At 65.9% G+C, this 22123-nt stretch carries 17 protein-coding genes; 16 read left to right on the top strand and 1 reads right to left on the bottom strand.

Annotated features, from left to right (window positions below; translation table 11 throughout):
• Window positions 1–9 precede the first annotated feature (9 nt).
• Window positions 10–1533, bottom strand: a complete 1524-nt coding sequence (gene ilvA, locus CFB82_RS15330; protein ID WP_089484566.1) for a threonine ammonia-lyase, biosynthetic — start codon at window positions 1531–1533, stop codon at window positions 10–12.
• Window positions 1534–2107: 574 nt separating this feature from the next.
• On the opposite strand from ilvA, the gene CFB82_RS15320 reads away from it, so the two are divergent.
• The 16 genes from CFB82_RS15320 to CFB82_RS15245 all read left to right on the top strand — a co-directional run bounded on the left by CFB82_RS15320 (window position 2108) and on the right by CFB82_RS15245 (window position 22110).
• Window positions 2108–6142 (top strand): DUF3683 domain-containing protein, encoded by a 4035-nt coding sequence (locus CFB82_RS15320; protein ID WP_089484564.1) that lies wholly within the window; start codon window positions 2108–2110, stop codon window positions 6140–6142.
• A gap of 85 nt (window positions 6143–6227) precedes the next feature.
• Window positions 6228–6671 carry an HIT family protein gene (locus CFB82_RS15315; protein ID WP_089484592.1) on the top strand — a complete coding sequence of 148 codons (444 nt, stop codon included), beginning with the start codon at window positions 6228–6230 and terminating at the stop codon, window positions 6669–6671.
• Window positions 6668–7081: a gamma-butyrobetaine hydroxylase-like domain-containing protein gene (locus tag CFB82_RS15310; RefSeq protein WP_069248833.1), complete on the top strand. Its 414-nt coding sequence runs from the start codon at window positions 6668–6670 to the stop codon at window positions 7079–7081. Before CFB82_RS15315 ends, CFB82_RS15310 begins: the two co-directional genes overlap by 4 nt.
• 53 nt (window positions 7082–7134) lie before the next feature.
• Window positions 7135–7866 (top strand): bifunctional demethylmenaquinone methyltransferase/2-methoxy-6-polyprenyl-1,4-benzoquinol methylase UbiE, encoded by a 732-nt coding sequence (gene ubiE / locus CFB82_RS15305; protein ID WP_039360112.1) that lies wholly within the window; start codon window positions 7135–7137, stop codon window positions 7864–7866.
• A 41-nt stretch (window positions 7867–7907) separates the two neighbouring features.
• Window positions 7908–8942 (top strand): Tim44 domain-containing protein, encoded by a 1035-nt coding sequence (locus tag CFB82_RS15300; RefSeq protein ID WP_089484563.1) that lies wholly within the window; start codon window positions 7908–7910, stop codon window positions 8940–8942.
• 163 nt (window positions 8943–9105) lie between these two features.
• Complete coding sequence (locus tag CFB82_RS15295) at window positions 9106–9732, top strand: ubiquinone biosynthesis accessory factor UbiJ (protein ID WP_069248831.1); 627 nt, start codon at window positions 9106–9108, stop codon at window positions 9730–9732.
• A gap of 13 nt (window positions 9733–9745) precedes the next feature.
• Window positions 9746–11323 carry a ubiquinone biosynthesis regulatory protein kinase UbiB gene (ubiB, locus tag CFB82_RS15290; protein WP_069248830.1) on the top strand — a complete coding sequence of 526 codons (1578 nt, stop codon included), beginning with the start codon at window positions 9746–9748 and terminating at the stop codon, window positions 11321–11323.
• Window positions 11324–11340: 17 nt separating this feature from the next.
• Window positions 11341–11967: an SAM-dependent methyltransferase gene (locus CFB82_RS15285; protein ID WP_089484562.1), complete on the top strand. Its 627-nt coding sequence runs from the start codon at window positions 11341–11343 to the stop codon at window positions 11965–11967.
• A gap of 95 nt (window positions 11968–12062) precedes the next feature.
• Window positions 12063–12410 (top strand): FmdB family zinc ribbon protein, encoded by a 348-nt coding sequence (locus CFB82_RS15280; RefSeq protein WP_011353158.1) that lies wholly within the window; start codon window positions 12063–12065, stop codon window positions 12408–12410.
• 61 nt (window positions 12411–12471) lie between these two features.
• Window positions 12472–13122, top strand: coding sequence for a DUF502 domain-containing protein (locus CFB82_RS15275; protein ID WP_069248829.1), 651 nt, complete (start codon window positions 12472–12474; stop codon window positions 13120–13122).
• Window positions 13123–13189: 67 nt separating this feature from the next.
• Window positions 13190–14989, top strand: coding sequence for an aspartate--tRNA ligase (gene aspS, locus CFB82_RS15270; RefSeq protein ID WP_089484561.1), 1800 nt, complete (start codon window positions 13190–13192; stop codon window positions 14987–14989).
• 159 nt (window positions 14990–15148) lie between these two features.
• The gene (nudB, locus tag CFB82_RS15265) at window positions 15149–15643 is read left to right on the top strand and encodes a dihydroneopterin triphosphate diphosphatase (protein WP_089484560.1); all 495 of its coding nucleotides are present in this window, start codon (window positions 15149–15151) and stop codon (window positions 15641–15643) included.
• On the top strand, window positions 15640–16914 hold the full coding sequence (gene clsB, locus CFB82_RS15260) for a cardiolipin synthase ClsB (RefSeq protein WP_089484559.1): 1275 nt from the start codon (window positions 15640–15642) through the stop codon (window positions 16912–16914). The genes nudB and clsB overlap by 4 nt, the downstream gene beginning before the upstream one ends.
• Window positions 16915–17115: 201 nt before the next feature.
• Window positions 17116–17715 (top strand): TetR/AcrR family transcriptional regulator, encoded by a 600-nt coding sequence (locus tag CFB82_RS15255; protein ID WP_006751498.1) that lies wholly within the window; start codon window positions 17116–17118, stop codon window positions 17713–17715.
• Between the two features lie 58 nt (window positions 17716–17773).
• A complete protein-coding gene (locus CFB82_RS15250; RefSeq protein ID WP_069248825.1) occupies window positions 17774–19561 on the top strand; it encodes an acyl-CoA dehydrogenase C-terminal domain-containing protein in 1788 nt (595 codons plus the stop codon).
• A 113-nt stretch (window positions 19562–19674) separates the two neighbouring features.
• On the top strand, window positions 19675–22110 hold the full coding sequence (locus CFB82_RS15245) for a 3-hydroxyacyl-CoA dehydrogenase/enoyl-CoA hydratase family protein (RefSeq protein ID WP_089484558.1): 2436 nt from the start codon (window positions 19675–19677) through the stop codon (window positions 22108–22110).
• Window positions 22111–22123: the final 13 nt, after the last annotated feature.

Genomic DNA, 22123 nt, shown 5'->3' with positions numbered 1-22123 from the left:
GTGACGCCTTTACGACAGGAAGAGGCGGTAAGCCGGGTTGGCGCTCTCCTCGACATACGGATAGCCGAGTGCCGCGAGGAAGCGTTCGAATTCGGCGTGATCGGCCTGCGGCACCTGCAGCCCCACGAGGATCGAGCTGTAGTCCGCGCCCTGGTTACGATAGTGGAACAGGCTGATGTTCCAGTCCGGCGCCATCGACGACAGGAACTTCATCAGCGCGCCCGGCCGCTCCGGGAATTCGAAGCGGAACAGGCGCTCGTCGAGCGCGAGCGGCGAACGGCCGCCCACCATGTAGCGGATGTGTTCCTTCGACAGCTCGTCATGCGTCAGGTCGACGCTCTTGAAGCCGTGCGATTCGAAGTTCGCGGCGATCTCGGCCGATTCGCCGCGGCGCTTGATCTGCACGCCGACGAAGATGTGTGCGGCCTGCGCATCGGCGATCCGGTAGTTGAACTCGGTGACGTTGCGGTCGCCGACGAGCGAGCAGAAGCGCTTGAAGCTGCCGCGCTCCTCGGGGATCGTGACCGCGAACACGGCTTCGCGCGCTTCACCCACTTCCGCGCGCTCGGCGACGAAGCGCATCCGGTCGAAGTTCATGTTCGCGCCGGACGTGACCGCGACGAGCGTCTGGTTCTCGATGCCTTCGCGTTCCGCATAGAGCTTCGCGCCCGCGACCGCGAGCGCGCCGGACGGTTCGAGCACGCTGCGCGTATCTTGAAAGACGTCCTTGATCGCTGCGCACAGTGCGTCGGTGTTCACCGTCACGACGCCGTCGAGGTATTCGCTGCAGAGCCGGAAGGTTTCCTCGCCGACCAGCTTCACGGCGGTGCCGTCCGCGAACAGGCCGACCTCGCTCAGCTCGACGCGCTTGCCGGCTTCCAGCGACTGCGCCATCGCGCACGAATCCTCGGCCTGCACGCCGATCACCTTGATCTCCGGGCGCACCGCCTTCACGTAGGCCGCGACGCCGGACGCGAGCCCGCCGCCGCCGATCGGCACGAAGATCGCGTGGATCGGGCCCTGGTGCTGGCGCAAGATTTCCATCGCGATCGTGCCCTGGCCGGCGATCACGTACGGATCGTCGAACGGGTGGACGAACGTGAGGCCGCGCTCTTCCTGCACCTTGACCGCGTGTGCATACGCGTCGCTGTACGACTCCCCGGCCTGGATCACCTCGACGCTCGGGCCGCCGTGCGCGCGCACCGCATCGACCTTCACCTGCGGCGTCGTGACCGGCACGACGATCACGGCCTTGACGCCCATCCGCGCCGCCGAGAACGCGACACCCTGCGCGTGGTTGCCGGCCGACGCCGTAATCACGCCGCGCGCGAGTGCTTCCGACGGAATGTGCGCCATCTTGTTGTACGCGCCGCGCAGCTTGAACGAGAACACCGGCTGGTTGTCCTCGCGCTTCAGGTAGACCGCATTGCGCAGCCGGGCCGACAGGTTGCGGGCGGATTCGAGTTCCGTCTCGATCGCGACGTCGTAGACGCGCGCGGTGAGGATTTTCTTCAGGTAATCGTGGGATGCCATGGGCGCTCGCGTGCAGTGCGGAAGCAGACGGTAAAGGATCAATGATAGCGCCAAGGGTCTGCCTGCACGCAAGCGGCATGCCGAGCGGGTGCTCGCGGGGCCGTGCGGGCGGGGCGTCGGCGAGCGCGCGCTGCCTTTTTTACCGGCTTAACCGCGCGGTTACCGACCGGACGGACGGCGAATGATCGCATGAAATCGCGCCGAGCCAGGCCTGGCGCGGCTCGCGGGGATAGCCCCACGACCTGTCCGACGTGTCACGCATGGCCCGATCATGGGTTAGAATTCCGTTTTGAATCAAGGATCGGAAGATGCAGAGGCACCCTCGGATCGCACCGTTGAAGCCGACGCCGCGCGCAGCCTGCCCCGCGGCCGAACGGCATGCGCGCCGCGCGCGATCGTGCTGATCGTTCCGAGTGCCGCCAGGCCCTGTCGCCGGCCAGGAGGGGCGAGTCGCCCGCTCCGGCCCCATGAAGGACAGCCGCGCGCCTGGTAACAGAACAGATTTCCCCAAGATTGCGCCCACGCGCTTGCCGACGCCCGTGCACGGTGTATCGGCCCTCCGAGTCGTCCGAACATGAACGCACCACAAGTTTTCGATCCGCATGGCGCGGCCGCTGCCGTCGCCTCCGACCCCGCGCCCCGCTTGCGCGAGATTCCCTACAACTACACGTCCTTCTCGGATCGCGAGATCGTGATCCGCCTGCTCGGCGAAGAGGCGTGGTCGGTGCTCGACGAACTGCGCGCCGAGCGCCGTACGGGCCGCTCGGCACGGATGCTGTATGAAGTGCTCGGCGACATCTGGGTCGTGCGCCGCAACCCGTACCTGCAGGACGACCTGCTCGACAACCCGAAGCGCCGCGCGCTGCTGATCGAGGCGCTGAACCACCGCCTCACCGAAATCGGCAAGCGCCGCAGCGCGGACCTCACCGAGCACCGCGACGACGCGGGCCGTGAGCGTGCCTCGCGCGTCGAGATGCTCGAAACCGCCGCACAGCGCGCGGTCAACGAGTTCGCCGACGAATTCGAGAAGATGGCCGACCTGCGCCGCCGCGCGACCAAGGCACTCGGCCGCTGCACGCAGAAGGACAACATCCGTTTCGACGGGCTGTCGCGCGTGTCGCACGTGACCGACGCGACCGACTGGCGTGTCGAATACCCGTTCGTCGTGCTGACCCCCGATAGCGAAGCCGAGATCGCCGGCCTCATCAAGGCCTGCTTCGAGCTCGGCCTGACCGTGATCCCGCGCGGCGGCGGCACCGGCTACACGGGCGGCGCGGTGCCGCTCACGCCGTTCTCCGCCGTCATCAACACCGAAAAGCTCGAGCAACTCGGCGCGGTCGAGCTGACCGAGCTGCCGGGCGTCGCGCACAAGGTGCCGACGATCTTCTCCGGCGCGGGTGTCGTCACGCGCCGCGTGACCGAGGCGGCGGAAGCGGCCGGCTACGTGTTCGCGGTCGATCCGACCTCGCTCGACGCATCGTGCATCGGCGGCAACGTCGCGATGAACGCGGGCGGCAAGAAGGCCGTGCTGTGGGGCACCGCGCTCGACAACCTGGCCTGGTGGCGGATGGTCGACCCGGACGGCAACTGGCTCGAAGTCACGCGCCACGAGCACAACCAGGGCAAGATCCACGACATCGCGGTCGCGCGCTTCGAGCTGAAGTGGTTCGACGGCGCCTACGCGCCGGGCGAGAAGCTGCTGAAGAGCGAGATGCTCGAGATCGAAGGCCGCCGGTTCCGCAAGGAAGGGCTCGGCAAGGACGTGACCGACAAGTTCCTCGCCGGCCTGCCGGGCGTGCAGAAGGAAGGCTGCGACGGGCTCATCACGTCCGCGCGCTGGGTGCTGCACAAGATGCCCGCGCACACGCGCACCGTCTGCCTCGAATTCTTCGGCCAGGCGCGCGAGGCGATCCCGAGCATCGTCGAGATCAAGGATTACCTGTTCGAAACGTCGAAGCAGGGCGGCGCGATCCTCGCGGGCCTCGAGCACCTCGACGAGCGCTACCTGCGCGCGGTCGGCTACGCGACCAAGAGCAAGCGCAATTCATTCCCCAAGATGGTGCTGATCGGCGACATCGTCGGTGACGATGCCGATGCGGTCGCGCACGCCACGTCCGAAGTGATCCGGATGGCGAACGGCAAGAGCGGCGAAGGCTTCGTCGCGGTCAGCGCGGAGGCGCGCAAGCGCTTCTGGCTCGACCGCAGCCGCACGGCCGCGATCGCGAAGCACACGAACGCGTTCAAGATCAACGAAGACGTCGTGATCCCGCTGAACCGGATGGGTGAGTACACCGACGGCATCGAGCGGATCAACATCGAGCTGTCGCTGAAGAACAAGCTGCAACTCGTCGACGCGCTGGAAGCGTTTTTCCGTGCCGGCAACCTGCCGCTCGGCAAGACCGACGACGCGAACGAGATCCCGAGCGCCGAACTGCTCGAAGACCGGGTCCAGCAGGCGCTGGAGCTGCTCAAGCGCGTGCGTGCCCGCTGGGAATTCGTGCGCGACCGGCTCGACCAGCCGCTGCGCGAGGCGCAGCACTACCTCGTGCAGCTCGGCTACGAGGCGCTTGCCGAGAAGTTCGCCGATCGCGCGGACGATCAGCCGGGCGCGACCGTGTTCCACGTCACGCAGGACCGCACGGTCCGCATCTCGTGGAAGCAGGAAATCCGCGCCGAGCTGCGCGCGATCTTCAACGGCGGCGCGTTCAAGCAGATCCTCGACGAGGCGCAGGCGATCCACAAGCAGGTGCTGCGCGGCCGCGTGTTCGTCGCGCTGCACATGCACGCGGGCGACGGCAACGTCCACACCAACCTGCCGGTCAACTCCGACAACTACGAGATGCTGCAGGACGCCCACGCGGCGGTCGCACGCATCATGACGCTCGCGCGTTCGCTCGACGGCGTGATTTCCGGCGAGCACGGCATCGGCATCACGAAGCTCGAGTTCCTGACCGACGACGAGATCGCCGAATTCCGCGCGTACAAGCAGCGCGTCGACCCGAACGGCCGCTTCAACAAGGGCAAGCTGCTCGAAGGCGCCGATCTGCGCAACGCCTATACGCCGAGCTTCGGGCTGATGGGGTACGAGTCGCTGATCATGAAGCAGTCCGACATCGGCGCGATTGCCGATTCGGTGAAGGACTGCCTGCGCTGCGGCAAGTGCAAGCCGGTGTGCGCGACCCACGTGCCGCGCGCGAACCTGCTGTACAGCCCGCGCAACAAGATCCTTGCAACCTCGCTGCTGGTCGAGGCGTTCCTGTACGAGGAACAGACGCGCCGCGGCGTGTCGATCAAGCACTGGGACGAGTTCAACGACGTGGCCGACCACTGCACCGTGTGCCACAAGTGCGCGACGCCGTGCCCGGTGAAGATCGACTTCGGCGACGTCACGATGAACATGCGCAACCTGTTGCGCAAGATGGGCAAGAAGAAGTTCAACGCAGGCAATGCGGCGGGCATGTTCTTCCTGAACGCGACCAACCCGCAGACGATCAACGTTGCGCGCAGCGTGATGATGGGCGCCGGCTACAAGGTGCAGCGCTTCGCGAACGACATGCTGAAGAAGGTCGTGACGAAGCAGACGCAGCACCCGCCCGCGACGGTCGGCAAGCCGCCCGTGGTCGAGCAGGTGATCCACTTCGTCAACAAGAAGATGCCGGGCAACCTGCCGAAGAAGACGGCGCGCGCGCTGCTCGACATCGAGGACAACAAGATCGTGCCGATCATCCGCAATCCGAAGTCGACCACCGTCGATTCGGAAGCGGTGTTCTACTTCCCGGGCTGCGGCTCCGAGCGCCTGTTCTCGCAGGTCGGCCTCGCGACGCAGGCGATGCTGTGGGAAGCCGGCGTGCAGACGGTGTTGCCGCCGGGCTACCTGTGCTGCGGCTATCCGCAGCGCGGCTCGGGCCAGTACGACAAGGCGGAGAAGATCGTCACCGACAACCGCGTGCTGTTCCACCGGGTCGCGAACACGCTGAACTACCTCGACATCAAGACGGTGGTCGTGTCGTGCGGCACCTGCTACGACCAGCTCGCCGGCTACGAATTCGACAAGATCTTCCCGGGCTGCCGGATCATCGACATCCACGAGTTCCTGCTCGAGAAGGGGATGAAGCTCGATGGCGTGACGGGCACGCGCTACATGTATCACGACCCGTGCCACACGCCGATCAAGACGATGGACCCGGTGAAGCTCGTCAACGAGCTGATGGGCGCCGAGAAGGACGGCTACAAGATCGAGAAGAACGATCGCTGCTGCGGCGAATCGGGCACGCTCGCGGTCACGCGCCCGGACATTTCGACGCAGGTCCGCTTCCGCAAGGAAGAGGAGATCCGCAAGGGGGCCGCGAAGCTGCGCAGCATCCCGGTCGTGGCCGGCAACGCGTCCGGGTCGGCTGCAGCGGCCGCCGCGGCCGCGAACGGCCCGGACGTGAAGATCCTGACGAGCTGCCCGTCGTGCCTGCAGGGCCTGTCGCGCTACAGCGAGGACGCGAACCTCGAAGCCGACTACATCGTGGTCGAAATCGCGCGCCAGGTGCTCGGCGAGAACTGGATGGCCGATTATGTCGCACGTGCGAACAATGGCGGGATCGAGCGCGTGCTGGTCTAATGCGGGCATGACGACCGCCCGACCGGGCCAGGAATGAGCGGGCGCCGGCGCAGCAATGCCGGCGCCCGTCCACATGGGAGCGACGATGGAATGCGTGTTTTGCCGTGAAGACGGCGGCGAAGTGCTCTGGCAGGACGATGCGGTGCGTGTCGTCCTCGCGACGGGCGAGCACGAGTACCCGGGCTTCTGCCGGGTGATCTGGGGCGCGCACGTGGCCGAATTCTCCGATCTCGGCGAACCCGAGCGGGCACACCTGATGCGCGTGGTCTATGCGGTCGAGCGGGCCGTGCGCCGCGTGATGCAGCCGAACAAGGTGAATCTCGCGAGCCTCGGCAACATGGTGCCGCACGTGCACTGGCACGTGATCCCGCGCTTTTCCAACGACGCACACTTCCCGCAGCCCGTCTGGGCGCCGCGCCAGCGCAGCATGTCCGAGGCGCTGTTGCGCTCGCGCGCAGCGCAGGCCTCGCTGCTGCACAATGCGGTGCGCGAGGAAATTCAACGCATGACCGATTCGAGGCAGCCATGAGCGGTTTGACTTCCACGACGCCGATTCCGTCCGGCGTCGTCGTGCACGCGGTATCGCGCGTGCTCGAATTGCAGTACCCGAACGGCGAGAATTACCGGATTCCGTTCGAGCTGATGCGCGTCTATTCGCCGTCGGCCGAGGTGCGCGGCCACGGGCCCGGCCAGGAGACGCTGCAGACGGGCAAGCGCGAAGTGACGATCACCGCGCTCGAGGGTGTCGGCAACTACGCGCTGCAGCCGACGTTCTCCGACGGCCATTCGACCGGCATCTACTCGTGGGACCTGCTGTACGAGCTGGCCACGCAGCAGGATGCGCTGTGGCGCGATTATTTCGACAAACTGCAGGCGGCGGGCGTCGAGCGCGACGCCCCGATGCCGGCGGCGAACGCGTCGCACGGCCACTGCCACTGAAATTCGACGGCGCCCGCTCGGCGCCGTCTTGCCATTTACTGAGGATCAACGCGATGAGCAAAACCCACTTCGGCTTCGAAAGCGTCGAGGAAAACGAAAAAGCGAAGAAAGTGGCGGGTGTGTTCCATTCGGTTGCGAGCAACTACGATCTGATGAACGACCTGATGTCGGCGGGCATGCACCGCGCGTGGAAGGCGTTCACGATCGCGCAGGCGAACGTGCGCCCCGGCTTCAAGGTGCTCGACCTTGCGGCCGGCACCGGCGACCTGACCCGGTCGTTCGCGAAGGCGGCCGGGCCGACCGGCGAGGTCTGGCATACGGACATCAACGAATCGATGCTGCGCGTCGGCCGCGACCGGCTGCTCGACAAGGGCATCGTGACGCCGTCGCTGCTGTGCGACGCCGAGAAAATTCCCTTTCCGGACAACTACTTCGATGTGGTGACGGTCGCGTTCGGGCTGCGCAACATGACGCACAAGGATGCCGCGCTGGCCGAGATGCGCCGCGTGACGAAGCCCGGCGGCCGCGTGATGGTGCTGGAATTCTCGAAAGTCTGGGATCCGCTGAAAAAAGCGTACGATCTGTATTCTTTCAAAGTATTACCGTGGCTTGGCGACAAGTTCGCGAAAGATGCTGAAAGTTACCGGTATCTTGCCGAATCTATTCGGATGCACCCCGACCAGGACACGCTGAAGACGATGATGGAACAAGCGGGCCTCGATGCCGTCAAATATTACAATTTGTCAGGTGGCGTGGTAGCTTTACACATGGGAGCCAAGTATTAAGGGGCTCTTTCCATACATTTGTCTTACATCCGGAGAAACTGATGTTCGAATCGCGTTCGTTGTTCAACCGTAGCAAGCCGTCGAAGCCGTGGGCTCGACGGGTCGGCACGCTGCTGATGGTCGGCCTGCTCACGGCCGGCACGTTCGCATCGCTCGACGCCGAAGCCAAGCGCATGGGCGGTGGGCGCAGCATCGGCCGCCAGAACTCCTCCGTCACGCAGCGCCAGGCCACGCCGCCCGCACAGCAGCCGATGCAGCAGGCCGCGCCGTCGCAGGCGCAGCGTGCGAATCCGGCCGCACCCGCGCCGGCCGCACAGCCCAACCGCTCGCGCTGGCTCGGGCCGATCGCCGGCCTCGCGGCCGGTCTCGGTATCGCGGCGCTGCTGTCGCACTTCGGCCTGGGCGGCGCATTCGCGAGCATGATGGCGAACGTCATCGTGATCGCGCTGCTCGCGGCGATCGGCATCTGGCTGATCCGCAAGTTCATGAACCGCCGTCGTCCGCAGGAGCCGGCTTACTCGGTCGGCGGCTCGGCGTCGTCGTCGGGCGGCTACTCGCAAAGCCCGTCGTTCCAGCAGGGCGGCACCGGCAGCAACTACTCGGGTAGCGGCAGCAGCTACGCGAACGAAGCGCAAGGCGTGTTCGGCGGCGGTGCCGCGGCCACCGGCGCGGCAGCCGCTGCTGCGGCAGCACCGCTCCAGGTGCCGGCCGGCTTCGACACCGAAGCGTTCCTGCGCAGCTCGAAGGTTTACTTCGTGCGCCTGCAGGCCGCGTGGGACCAGGGCAACCTCGCCGACATCCGCGAGTTCACGACGCCGGAAATGTTCGCCGAGATCAAGATCGACCTCGATTCGCGCGGCAACGAGTCGAACCAGACCGACGTCGTGCAGCTCGACGCGGAACTGGTCGCGATCGAGGATCGCGGCATCGAGCAGTCGGCGAGCGTGCGCTTCCACGGCCTGATCCGCGAATCGGCGAACGCGTCGGCCGCGCCGTTCGACGAGGTGTGGAACCTGTCGAAGTCGGGCAGTCAGGGCTGGCTGCTCGCGGGCATCCAGCAGATCAACACGCACTGAGCGTGACCGGCGGCCCGCGCCGCCGGCACCCGGGCAACGGCCGCCGCACTGCGACCGCTTGCCGCCCGGGTGTGCGGTCAGGCACGGTCTGCCGACGATCCGACGTTACAATAGAAACCCGCGTGGGCGCCCGGCCTGCGCGGGTTTTTTCTTTCCCAGCCCGATGACCTTTGCCGCCAAGCCTTTTGCTGCTGCTGTCAATCACCTGCTCGCCCGCGAATCGTGGGCGCGCGACCGCCTGATTCCCTATTCGGGCAAGACTGCCCGGATCGACGTGCCCCCGGTTACGCTGACGCTGCTGGTGCAGCCCGACGGCTATCTGTCGGCCGTCGACGCGCACGATGCGCAACAGGTCGACGTGTCGATCGCGCTTGCCGGCGACACGGTCGCCGCGTTCCTGCAGGGCGGCCAGGCGGCCGTGATGAAGCACGTGAAGATCGAGGGCGACGCGGAGTTCGCCACGCAGATCGCGAAGCTGGCCGAGCACCTGCGCTGGGAACCTGAGGAAGATCTCGCGAAGCTGGTCGGCGACGCGGCGGCATACCGGATCGCGACGGTCGTGCGCGACGCCGGCGCGCGCGCGCGACGCACCGGCCGCAACGTGCTCGATTCCGTCGCCGAATACTGGCTCGACGAGAACCCGCAAGTCGTCCGGCGCGCGTCGCTCGGCGGCTTCGATGCCGAACTGGCGCGCGCACGCGATGCGCTCGCACGGGTCGAAAAGCGGGTCGAGCGACTCGAACAAAAAATCGGCGCGCGCACGGGTTCCGGCCCGCGCGGCGCGCACTGAGGGGCCGCAGGGCATGCGCATTTTCCGTTTCATCAAGATTGTCTACACCGTCATCCGCTTTGGCCTCGACGAAGTGATGCTGTCCCGGATCGACGACCGGCGCGTGAAGCTGCTGTTGCGGATCACGACGATCGGCCGCCGCTATTCGGATCCGCCCGCCGTGCGGCTGCGTCACGCGCTCGAAAGCCTTGGCCCGATCTTCGTGAAGTTCGGCCAGGTGCTGTCGACGCGCCGCGACCTGCTGTCGGTCGATTTCGCGAACGAACTCGCGAAGCTGCAGGACCAGGTACCGCCGTTCGACTCGGCGGTCGCGATCGGGATCATCGAGAAGTCGCTCGGTGCGCCGGTCGACGAGCTGTTCGACGAATTCGAGCGCGAGCCGGTCGCGAGCGCGTCGATCGCGCAGGTGCATTTCGCGAAGCTCAAGCAGGGCGTGCACGCGGGCAAGGCCGTCGCCGTCAAGGTGCTGCGCCCGAACATGCTGTCCGTGATCGATTCCGACCTCGCGCTGATGCGCGACATCGCGATCTGGACCGAGCGCATGTGGGCCGACGGCCGGCGCCTGAAGCCGCGCGAGGTCGTCGCCGAATTCGACAAGTACCTGCACGACGAGCTCGACCTGATGCGCGAGGCCGCCAACGGCAGCCAGCTGCGCCGCAACTTCGCGGGCCTCGACCTGCTGCTCGTGCCCGAAATGTTCTGGGATTTCTCGACGTCGCAGGTGCTCGTGATGGAGCGCATGACCGGCGTGCCGATCAGCCAGGTCGAGACGCTGCGTTCGGCCGGCGTCGACATCAAGAAGCTCGCGCGCGAAGGCGTCGAGATCTTCTTCACGCAGGTGTTCCGCGACGGCTTCTTCCACGCGGACATGCACCCGGGCAACATCCAGGTGAGTCTCGATCCGAATACGTTCGGCCGCTACGTCGCGCTCGATTTCGGGATCGTCGGCGCGCTGTCCGATTTCGACAAGAACTACCTCGCGCAGAACTTCCTCGCGTTCTTCAAGCGCGACTACCACCGCGTCGCGACGCTCCACCTCGAATCGGGCTGGGTGCCGCCCGAAACGCGCGTCGAGGAACTCGAAAGCGCGATCCGCGCGGTGTGCGAGCCGTATTTCGACCGCGCGCTGAAGGACATCTCGCTCGGCCAGGTGCTGATGCGCCTGTTCTCGACGTCGCGCCGCTTCAACGTCGAGATCCAGCCGCAGCTCGTGCTGCTGCAGAAGACGATGCTGAACGTCGAGGGCCTCGGCCGCTCGCTCGACCCCGAGCTCGACCTGTGGAAGACCGCGAAGCCGTATCTCGAGCGCTGGATGACCGAGCAGATCGGCCTGCGCGGCTGGTACGAGCGCTTCAAGGTCGAGGCGCCGCAGTGGAGCAAGACGCTGCCGCAACTGCCGCGCCTGATCCATCACGCGATGGCCGCACGCCATGACGCGCCGCGTGCCGCGAGCGAAGAGCTGATGCGTCAGATCCTCGTCGAGCAGAAGCGGACGAACCGGCTGATGCAGGCGTTGCTGATCTTCGGCCTCGCCGTCGGCGTCGGGGCGCTCGTCGCGCGTGTGCTGCTGGCGCTCGCGTACGGCACATGACCGAAAGGAGCAGCGCGATGTCCGACCCGAAGCAACCCGCTACACCGTCAGCCGCCGATTTCACGACGCGCGATCCCGGCAACGCATCGTTCTGGGACGAGCGTTTCGAGCGTGGCGTGACGCCGTGGGAATTCGGCGGTGTGCCCGAGGGCTTCAGTGTGTTCGCGCATCGGCTCGAGCCGTGCGCGGTGCTGATTCCCGGCTGCGGCAGTGCGCAGGAAGCCGGGTGGCTGGCCGAAGCCGGCTGGCCCGTGCGTGCGATCGATTTCGCCGCGCAGGCGGTGGCTGCCGCGAAGGCGCAGCTCGGTGCGCACGCGGGTGTCGTCGAGCAGGCCGATTTCTTTGCGTACCGGCCGCCGTTCGACGTGCAGTGGGTGTACGAGCGCGCGTTCCTGTGCGCGCTGCCGCCGGCCATGCGTGCCGGCTATGCGACGCGCATGGCCGAGTTGCTGCCTGCTGACGGATTGCTGGCCGGCTATTTCTTCCTGACGGCGAAACCGAAGGGGCCGCCGTTCGGAATCGAGTGTGCCGAACTCGATGCGCTGCTCACGCCGCACTTCGAACTGGTCGAGGATTTGCCCGTGACCGATTCGCTCGCGGTGTTCGAAGGACACGAGCGCTGGCTCACGTGGCGTCGCCGCTGATGCGCGAGTGTCGCGGCCATTGCCGGAGCGCGGCAGGGTTTCGGCTATAATTCAAGGTTTTGCAAGCTGTTTCCAGTTTCCGCGGGAAAAATATCATGCCGATCTACGCCTATCGATGCGAAGCGTGTGGTTTCGCGAAGGACGTGCTCCAGAAGATGAGCGACGCGCCGCTGTCGCAGTGCCCGGAATGCGGGAAGGATGCATTTCGCAAGCAGGTCACTGCCGCGGGCTTCCAGCTGAAGGGTTCGGGTTGGTATGTCACCGATTTCCGTGGCGGTTCGGGCGGCACCAGCGCGCCGGCGACGGCGTCGGGCGACGCGGCCCCGGCTGCGGCAACGGAAGCCGCGCCCGCCGCGGCTGCGCCGGCTGCTTCGAGCAGTTCCGAAAGCACGACGACGAGCGCAGCGCCCGCCCCGGCTGCAGCGCCCGCCGCCAGCAGTTGACCGTCGCGGCCCGGCCGGGCTGCGACCAACCCGCGCCGCCGGCGCGGTTCATTGACGGCAGATGATGAAAAAGACGACCCTGAAATCGGTGTTTCTGACCGGCCTGCTGGTTCTCGTCCCGCTCGCGATCACGCTGTGGGTGCTTGGTCTCATCATCGGCACGATGGACCAGACACTGCTCCTGTTGCCCGAATCGTGGCAGCCCGAGCGGATGCTCGGCTTCCATCTGCCGGGGATCGGCGCGGTGCTGACGCTCGCGTTCATCTTCGTCGTCGGGCTGGCCACGCAGAACTTCATCGGCCAGAAGCTCGTCACGTGGTGGAACGCCGTGGTGCGTCACATCCCGGTCGTCGGGCCGATCTACACGAGCGTCAAGCAGGTGTCGGACACGCTGCTGTCGAGCAGCGGCAACGCGTTCCGCAAGGCGCTGCTGATCGAATACCCGCGTCGCGGCTCGTATACGATCGCGTTTCTGACCGGCACGCCGGGCGGCGACGTGCTCAATCATCTGACGGAAGAATACGTGAGCGTCTATATCCCGACGACGCCGAACCCGACGTCGGGTTTCTTCCTGATGCTGCCGAAGAGCGAAGTCATCGAACTCGACATGTCGGTCGATGCCGCGCTCAAGTACATCGTCTCGATGGGCGTGGTGGCGCCCCCGGCGCCGGCTCCGGCGCCTGCACGCCGCCCCGTCGAGCCGCCGCTGTAAGTAAAGAATCATCGCCCGGGCCGCGCGTTGCGGCGCCCGTTGATCAAACCGAACGAAAGCAAACATCATGTCGATGCGTACTGAATACTGCGGTCTCGTGACCGAACACCTGCTGGGCCAAACCGTGTCGCTGTGCGGCTGGGTGCAGCGCCGCCGCGATCACGGCGGTGTGATCTTCATCGACCTGCGCGATCGTGAAGGCCTCGTGCAGGTGGTGTGCGACCCGGATCGCGCGGAAATGTTCGCGACCGCCGAAGGCGTGCGCAACGAGTTCTGCGTGCAGATCAAGGGCCTCGTGCGCAACCGTCCGGAAGGCACGGTCAACGCCGGCCTGAAGAGCGGCAAGATCGAAGTGCTGTGCCACGAACTGAACGTGCTGAACGCGTCGGTCACGCCGCCGTTCCAGCTCGACGACGACAACCTGTCGGAAACGACGCGTCTGACGCACCGCGTGCTCGACCTGCGTCGCCCGCAGATGCAGCACAACCTGCGCCTGCGCTACCGCGTGGCGATCGAAGCGCGCAAGTACCTCGACGAGCAGGGCTTCATCGACATCGAAACGCCGATGCTGACGAAGAGCACGCCGGAAGGCGCGCGCGACTACCTCGTGCCGTCGCGCGTGAACGCGGGCCAGTTCTTCGCACTGCCGCAGTCGCCGCAGCTGTTCAAGCAGCTGCTGATGGTCGCGAACTTCGACCGTTACTACCAGATCACCAAGTGCTTCCGCGACGAAGACCTCCGTGCCGACCGTCAGCCGGAATTCACGCAGATCGACTGCGAAACGTCGTTCCTCGGCGAGCAGGAAATCCGTGACCTGTTCGAAGACATGATCCGTCACATCTTCAAGACGACGATCGACGTCGAGCTCGACGCGAAATTCCCGGTGATGCCGTACTCGGAAGCGATGGCGCGTTTCGGTTCGGACAAGCCGGACCTGCGCGTGCAGCTCGAATTCACCGAGCTCACCGACGCGATGAAGGACGTCGACTTCAAGGTGTTCAGCACGCCGGCCAACGCGAAGGGCCGTGTCGCGGCACTGCGCGTGCCGAAGGGCGGCGAGCTGTCGCGTGGCGACATCGACGGCTACACTGAATTCGTGCGCATCTACGGCGCGAAGGGCCTCGCATGGATCAAGGTCAACGAGAAGGCGAAGGGCCGTGACGGCCTGCAGAGCCCGATCGTCAAGAACCTGCACGACGCATCGATCGCGGCGATCCTCGAGCGCACCGGCGCGGAAGACGGCGACATCATCTTCTTCGCGGCCGACCGCGCGAAGGTCGTCAACGACAGCCTCGGCGCGCTGCGCCTGAAGATCGGCCATTCGGAATTCGGCAAGGCGAGCGGCCTCGTCCAGGCGGGCTGGAAGCCGCTGTGGGTCGTCGACTTCCCGATGTTCGAATACGACGACGAAGATGCACGCTACGTCGCGGCTCACCACCCGTTCACGAGCCCGAAGGACGAGCACCTCGAGTACCTCGAGACGGATCCGGGCCGTTGCCTCGCGAAGGCCTACGACATGGTGCTGAACGGCTGGGAAATCGGCGGCGGCTCGGTGCGTATCCACCGCGAGGAAGTGCAGAGCAAGGTGTTCCGCGCGCTGAAGATCGGTGCTGAAGAAGCACAGCTCAAGTTCGGCTTCCTGCTGGACGCGCTGCAGTACGGCGCGCCGCCGCACGGCGGTATCGCATTCGGTCTCGACCGCATCGTCACGATGATGGCCGGCGCCGATTCGATCCGCGACGTGATCGCGTTCCCGAAGACGCAGCGTGCGCAGGATCTGCTCACGCAAGCGCCGAGCCCGGTCGACGAGCGTCAGCTGCGCGAACTGCATATCCGTCTGCGTCAGCCGGAACAGCCGAAGGCGTAACGCGCTTCGTACCCGGTCGTGTGTGCGTTCGCGCGCACACGACGCCCATGAAAAAGGCGCAGCGATGCGCCTTTTTCGTTTTTTGCGGTACAGTCGCAGCACTTGCCGCCCGTTCGGAGCATTTGCCCGGCGCGCGGCCCTGTGCTGCATGAAACAAAGATGACGAAGCCGCCGAAAATCCCCGAATCCGTTCTTGTCGTGATCTACACGCCCGACCTCGATGTGCTCGTGATCAAGCGTGCCGACCAGCCCGATTTCTGGCAATCGGTGACCGGCTCGAAGGACGCGCTCGACGAGCCGCTCGCGGTCACCGCCGCGCGCGAAGTGATCGAAGAGACCGGCATCGCAGTCGGCACGCCGGGCGTGCCGGCCAGTGCGCTCGTCGACTGGCGCCACAAGATCGAATACACGATCTATCCGCAATACCTGCACCGCTATGCGCCGGGTGTCACGCGCAACGTCGAGCACTGGTTCGGCCTGTGCGTGCCGCATCGCGTCGACGTGACGCTGTCGCCGCGCGAGCATGTCGACCATGCGTGGCTGCCGTTCCGCGAGGCGGCCGCGCGCTGTTTCTCGCCGTCGAACGCCGAGGCGATCCTGCAACTGCCCGCGCGCGTGGCACTGTCGCGCGCGCCGCACGGCTCGTCCGCATGACGGCGGAAGCCCGCAAGCGCTTCGCGCAATTGCGGCAGATGTTCCTGCAGGAACGCGGTTCCGCGTCGCGGCTCGCGTTTACGGCCGGCAACACGGTGCGGCTGTGCGAAACCGGCGGCGAATTCTTCCACGCGCTGATCGAACGGATCGACGCCGCCCGCGAGCAGGTGATGCTCGAAACCTACATCTTCTGCGACGACGCGGCCGGCCGGCCGGTGTCGGACGCGCTGATCCGCGCGGCGCAGCGCGGCGTGCGCGTGCGGGTGATCACCGACGGCATCGGCACCGCGCGCCTGCCGCTGTTCGATACATGGGCCGAAGCCGGCGTCGAGCATTGCATCTACAACCGCTTCCTGTTCGGTCGCTTCGGCTTCTCGCGTACGCACCGCAAGCTCGCGGTGATCGATCACGCGGTCGCGTTCTGCGGCGGCATCAACATCGTCGACGACTACACGCAGGGCAGCGCGACGCTGCCGTTCCCGCGCTGGGACTTCGCAGTCGAGATGGCCGGGCCCGCGGTGTCCGACGTGCGTGCCGCGTTCGAGTTGCAGTGGCACCGGATCCAGTTCGGTCACAAGCCGTATGCGCAGTACGCGGCCGGGCTGCACGGCGGCGAAGCGTTCCCCGACATGTTCCGGCGCTGGATGCGCAGCCATCGATGGATCAAGGCCGGCGCACTGCGGGTCGTGACCGAGCCGAGCGTCGCGTTCGTCGCGCGCGACAACGTCGTGAACCGCCGCGCGATCGAGAAGGCGTATCTCGCGGCGATCGGCCAGGCGCGCCAGCGGATCCTGCTTGCGAATCCGTATTTCATGCCGGGCCGCAAGCTGCGCCGCGCGCTGACGGGCGCGGCCCGCCGCGGCGTCGACGTGCAGGTGCTGATCGGTCGCAAGGAATTCACGGCGCTCGATACGGCCGTGCCGTTCCTGTATCACTCGCTGTTGCGGGCGGGCGTGCGCGTGGCCGAATACGACAAGACGATCCTGCACGGCAAGGTCGCCGTGATCGACGACAACTGGGCGACGGTCGGCTCGTCGAATCTGGACGCGCTGAGCCTGATGCTGAACAATGAAGCGAACGTCGTGCTGGTGCGCTACGATGCAGTGACGAACCAGTTGCGAGACGCGATCGCGACCGCGTTCGCCGAAGGCCGGGAGATCGATGCCGCGCGCTACGCCGCGCGCCCGCGCATCGAGCGGCTGCTGAACTGGCTTGCGTACAACACGTACCGCCTCGTGATGAAGGCGCTGACGGTCGGCGGTTACGACTGAACGCAGACTAAGTATTCGCTTCATAAAATCTGTCCGCACGTTCGTGCGGAAAAGCCGCTCCGGTCCCGCCGGAATCGCGCAAAATAGCGGCTCGGTTAGACACCGGTTTCTAATAATTTCCTTGTTTCGCGAGCGGCCGCACTCAATAATAGTACGGCCGTTCGATTTTATTCGAACCCCCGAACGGTTACAGAAATAGCTATGCGAAAAGGCGAACAGACGCGTGCCGCGATACTTGAAGCTGCTTTGGACCTCGCCAGCCGTGACGGGCTGGAGGGGCTGACGATCGGCCTGCTGGCCGAGCGCATGCAGATGAGCAAGAGCGGTGTGTTCGCGCACTTCGGATCGCGTGAAGACCTGCAGGTCGAGGTCGTCCGCGAGTATCACCATCGTTTCGAAAACGAGGTGTTCTTTCCGAGCCTGCGCGAGCCGCGAGGCTTGCCGCGCCTTCGGGCGATGCTGGCCCGCTGGACGGAGAAGCGCATCCAGGAGGTGACGACCGGATGCATCTACATCAGCGGTGCGGTGGAGTACGACGACCGGCCTGACAGCCCCGTGCGCGAACAGTTGATCGCAAGCGTGACGGCCTGGCGTGCCGCGATGCTGCGTGCCATTTCGCAGGCGAAGGAGGAAGGCCATCTGCGTGCGGATACGGATCCGGACCTGATGCTCTTCGAGTTGTACAGCTTCACGCTCGGTCTGCATCACGACGCACGCTTCCTGCATTCGCCGGACGCCGTGCGCCTCACGTGGGCCGCGCTGGAAAAGACGATTGTTTCGTATCAGAGCGAGAGCCGTTAGCGGCGCGTGATCCGCCCGCCAGGAGCTCGAGCCGTTTTGCCCACCTTTGGAGAGAGTCATGGGACAGTACGCCGCGCCGCTGCGCGACATGCAATTCGTGTTGCACGAGCTTCTGAACGTCGAAGCCGAAGTCAAGCAAATGCCCAAGCATGCGGACCTCGACGCCGACACGATCAACCAGGTCCTCGAGGAAGCGGGCAAGTTCTGCTCCGAGGTGCTGTTCCCGCTGAACCAGGTCGGCGACCGCGAAGGCTGCACGTATGAAGGCGACGGCGTCGTGAAGACCCCGACCGGCTTCAAGGAAGCCTACCAGCAGTACGTCGAGGCCGGCTGGCCGGCGCTCGGCTGCGATCCGGACTACGGCGGCCAGGGCCTGCCCGCGTTCGTGAACAACGCGCTCTACGAAATGCTGAACTCGGCGAACCAGGCCTGGACGATGTATCCGGGCCTGTCGCACGGCGCGTACGAGTGCCTGCACGCGCACGGCGCGCCGGAACTGCAGCAGCGCTACCTGCCGAAGCTCGTGACGGGCGAATGGACCGGCACGATGTGCCTGACCGAGCCGCACTGCGGCACCGACCTCGGCATCCTGCGCACCAAGGCGGAACCCAACGGCGACGGCTCGTACTCGATCAGCGGCACGAAGATCTTCATCTCGAGCGGCGAGCACGACATGTCGAAGAACATCATCCACCTCGTGCTCGCGCGCCTGCCGGACGCGCCGCAGGGCACCAAGGGGATCTCGCTGTTCATCGTGCCGAAGTTCATCCCCGACGCGGCGGGCGAGCCGGGCGAGCGCAACGGCATCAAGTGCGGCTCGATCGAGCACAAGATGGGCATCCACGGCAACTCGACGTGCGTGATGAACCTCGACGGCGCGAAGGGCTGGATGGTCGGCGAGCCGAACAAGGGCTTGAACGCGATGTTCGTGATGATGAATGCCGCGCGCCTCGGCGTCGGCATGCAGGGCCTCGGCCTCACGGAAGTCGCGTACCAGAACTCGCTCACGTATGCGAAGGAGCGCCTGCAGATGCGCTCGCTGACGGGCCCGAAGGCACCGGACAAGCCGGCCGACCCGATCATCGTGCACCCGGACGTGCGCCGCATGCTGCTCACGCAGAAGGCCTACGCCGAAGGCGCGCGCGCATTCACGTACTGGTCCGCGCTGCAGATCGACAAGGAGCTGTCGCACGCCGACGAAGCGGTGCGCAAGGAAGCGGCCGACCTCGTCGCGCTGCTCACGCCGATCATCAAGGCGTTCCTGACCGACAACGCATTCGAGTCGACCAACCACGCGATGCAGATCTACGGCGGCCACGGCTTCATCTCCGAGTGGGGCATGGAGCAGTACGTGCGCGACGCGCGGATCAACATGATCTACGAAGGCACGAACTCGATCCAGTCGCTCGACCTGCTGGGCCGCAAGGTGCTCGGCGACATGGGCGCGAAGCTGAAGAAGTTCGGCAAGCTCGTCACGGAATTCGCGGAAGCCGAAGGCGTGAAGCCGGAAATGGCCGAGTTCATCAACCCGCTCGCCGACATCGGCGACAAGGTGCAGAAGCTGACGATGGAAATCGGCATGAAGGCGATGCAGAACCCGGACGAAGTCGGCGCTGCCGCCGTACCGTACCTGCGCACCGTCGGCCACCTGGTGTTCTCGTACTTCTGGGCGCGCATGGCGCGCCTCGCACTCGACAAGGAAGCGTCGGGCGATCCGTTCTACAAGTCGAAGCTCGCCACCGCCCGCTTCTACTTCGCGCGCCTGCTGCCCGAGACGGCGTCGACGATCCGCGCCGCACGCGCCGGTTCGAAGACGCTGATGGAAGTCGACGAATCGCTGTTCTGACGCGAGTCCGGGCGGGGCGCGATGCGCACCGCCCGAACGCAACGGTTCCTGGTACTCACTTCGCTGTGCAGCCCTCACATTCCGCGCTGCACGACACTATCCGGAGACATCCCGTGAGCAATTTCCTGATTCGCAAGGTCGCCGTGCTGGGCGCCGGCGTGATGGGCGCGCAGATCGCCGCGCACCTCATCAACGCGCGCGTGCCGGTGCTGCTGTTCGACCTGCCGGCCAAGGAAGGCCCGAAAAACGCGATCGCGCTGAAGGCGATCGAGAACCTGAAGAAGCTGTCGCCCGCGCCGTTCGGCGTGAAGGACGATGCAAAGTACCTCGAGGCAGCGAACTACGAAGACGACATCGCGAAACTCGCCGAGTGCGACGTCGTGATCGAGGCGATCGCCGAGCGGATGGACTGGAAGCACGACCTGTACAAGAAGGTCGCGCCGCACATCGCACCGAACGCGATCTTTGCGACCAACACGTCGGGCCTGTCGATCACGAAGCTGTCCGAAGGTTTCTCGGACGAGCTGAAGGCGCGCTTCTGCGGCGTGCACTTCTTCAACCCGCCGCGCTACATGCACCTCGTCGAGCTGATCCCGACCGCGCATACGCGCCCGGAGATCCTCGACCAGCTCGAAACCTTCCTGACGAGCATCGTCGGCAAGGGCGTCGTGCGCGCGAAGGACACGCCGAACTTCATCGCGAACCGCGTCGGCATCTTCTCGATCCTGGCCGTGATCACCGAGGCCGCGAAGTTCGGCCTGCGTTTCGACGAAGTCGACGACCTGACGGGCAGCCGCCTCGGCCGCGCGAAGTCGGCGACGTTCCGCACCGCGGACGTGGTCGGCCTCGACACGATGGCGCACGTGATCAAGACGATGCAGGACAACCTCGCCGACGATCCGTTCTTCCCGGTCTACCAGACGCCTGCCGTGCTCGCCGAACTGGTGAAGCAGGGCGCGCTCGGCCAGAAGACGGGCGGCGGCTTCTACAAGAAGGAAGGCAAGGCGATCAAGGTGCTCGACGCGAAGACGGGCACCTACGTGGATTCGGGCGCGAAGGCGGACGAAACCGTCGGCCGCATCCTGAAGCGTCCGCCGGCGGAACGCCTGAAGCTGCTGCGTGAAACGGACCATCCGCACGCGCAGTTCCTGTGGTCGATCTTCCGCGACGTGTTCCACTACATCGGCGTGCATCTCGAATCGATCGCCGACAACGCGCGTGACGTCGACCTCGCGATCCGCTGGGGCTTCGGCTGGAACGAAGGCCCGTTCGAAGGCTGGCAGGCTGCCGGCTGGAAGCAGGTCGCCGAGTGGGTGCAGGAAGACATCGCGGCCGGCAAGGCGCTCGCGAACGTGCCGCTGCCGTCGTGGGTGCTCGAAGGCGCGGTTGCGGAAAAGGGTGGCGTGCACACGGCCGAAGGCTCGTGGGCGCCGGCAGCGAAGCGCTTCGTGCCGCGTTCGGACCTCGCGGTCTACGACAAGCAGGTATTCCGCGCGCCGCTGCTCGGCGAAGCCGGTGCCGATCCGAAGACGTACGGCAAGACGCTGTTCGAGACCGATGCCGTGCGTGCCTGGGTCGACGACCGTGCGGGTGAAGACGACGTCGTGATCGTTTCGTTCAAGTCGAAGATGAACACGATCGGACCGAGCGTGATCGACGGCCTCGTGCAGGCGATCGAACTCGCGGAGAAGGACTACAAGGGCGTGGTGATCTGGCAGCCGACGTCGCTGAAGCTCGGCACGCCGGGCGGCCCGTTCTCGGCCGGCGCGAACCTCGAAGAGGCGATGCCCGCGTTCATGATGGGCGGCGCGAAGGGCATCGAGCCGTTCGTGAAGAAGTTCCAGGAAGGCATGCTGCGCGTGAAGTACGCGAACGTGCCGGTCGTCGCAGCCGTGTCGGGCATCGCGCTCGGCGGCGGGTGCGAGCTGATGCTGCACAGCGCGAAGCGCGTCGTGCACGTCGAGAGCTACATCGGTCTCGTCGAAGTGGGCGTCGGCCTCGTGCCGGCGGGCGGCGGCCTGAAGGAAGCCGCGCTGCGCGCAGCGGATGCCGCAACGGCCGCGAATGCGACCACCGACATCCTGAAGTTCGTCACGAAGTCGTTCGAGAACGCGGCGATGGCGAAGGTGTCGGCGTCCGCGCACGATGCCCGTGCGATGGGCTACGTGAAGCCGTCCGACACGATCATCTTCAACGTGTTCGAACTGCTCGACACCGCGAAGAAGGAAGCGCGCGCGCTGGCCGCAACCGGCTACCGCGCACCGCTGCGCGCGAAGGACGTGCCGGTCGCCGGCCGTTCGGCGATCGCGACGATCAAGGCATCGCTCGTCAACATGCGTGACGGCCGCTTCATCAGCGACCACGACTACCTGATTGCGAGCCGCATCGCCGAAGCCGTGTGCGGCGGCGACGTCGAAGCCGGCAGCCTGGTCGACGAGCAGTGGCTGCTCGCGCTGGAGCGCCGTGCGTTCGTCGAGCTGCTCGGCACGCAGAAGACGCAGGAACGGATCATGGGCATGTTGCAGACCGGCAAGCCGGTGCGTAACTGAGCGAGCGGATAAG

Source organism: Burkholderia sp. HI2714, assembly GCF_002223085.1.
GTDB classification, from domain to species: Bacteria; Pseudomonadota; Gammaproteobacteria; order Burkholderiales; family Burkholderiaceae; genus Burkholderia; species Burkholderia lata_D.
This window is presented reverse-complemented; position numbering and strand designations above follow the sequence as displayed.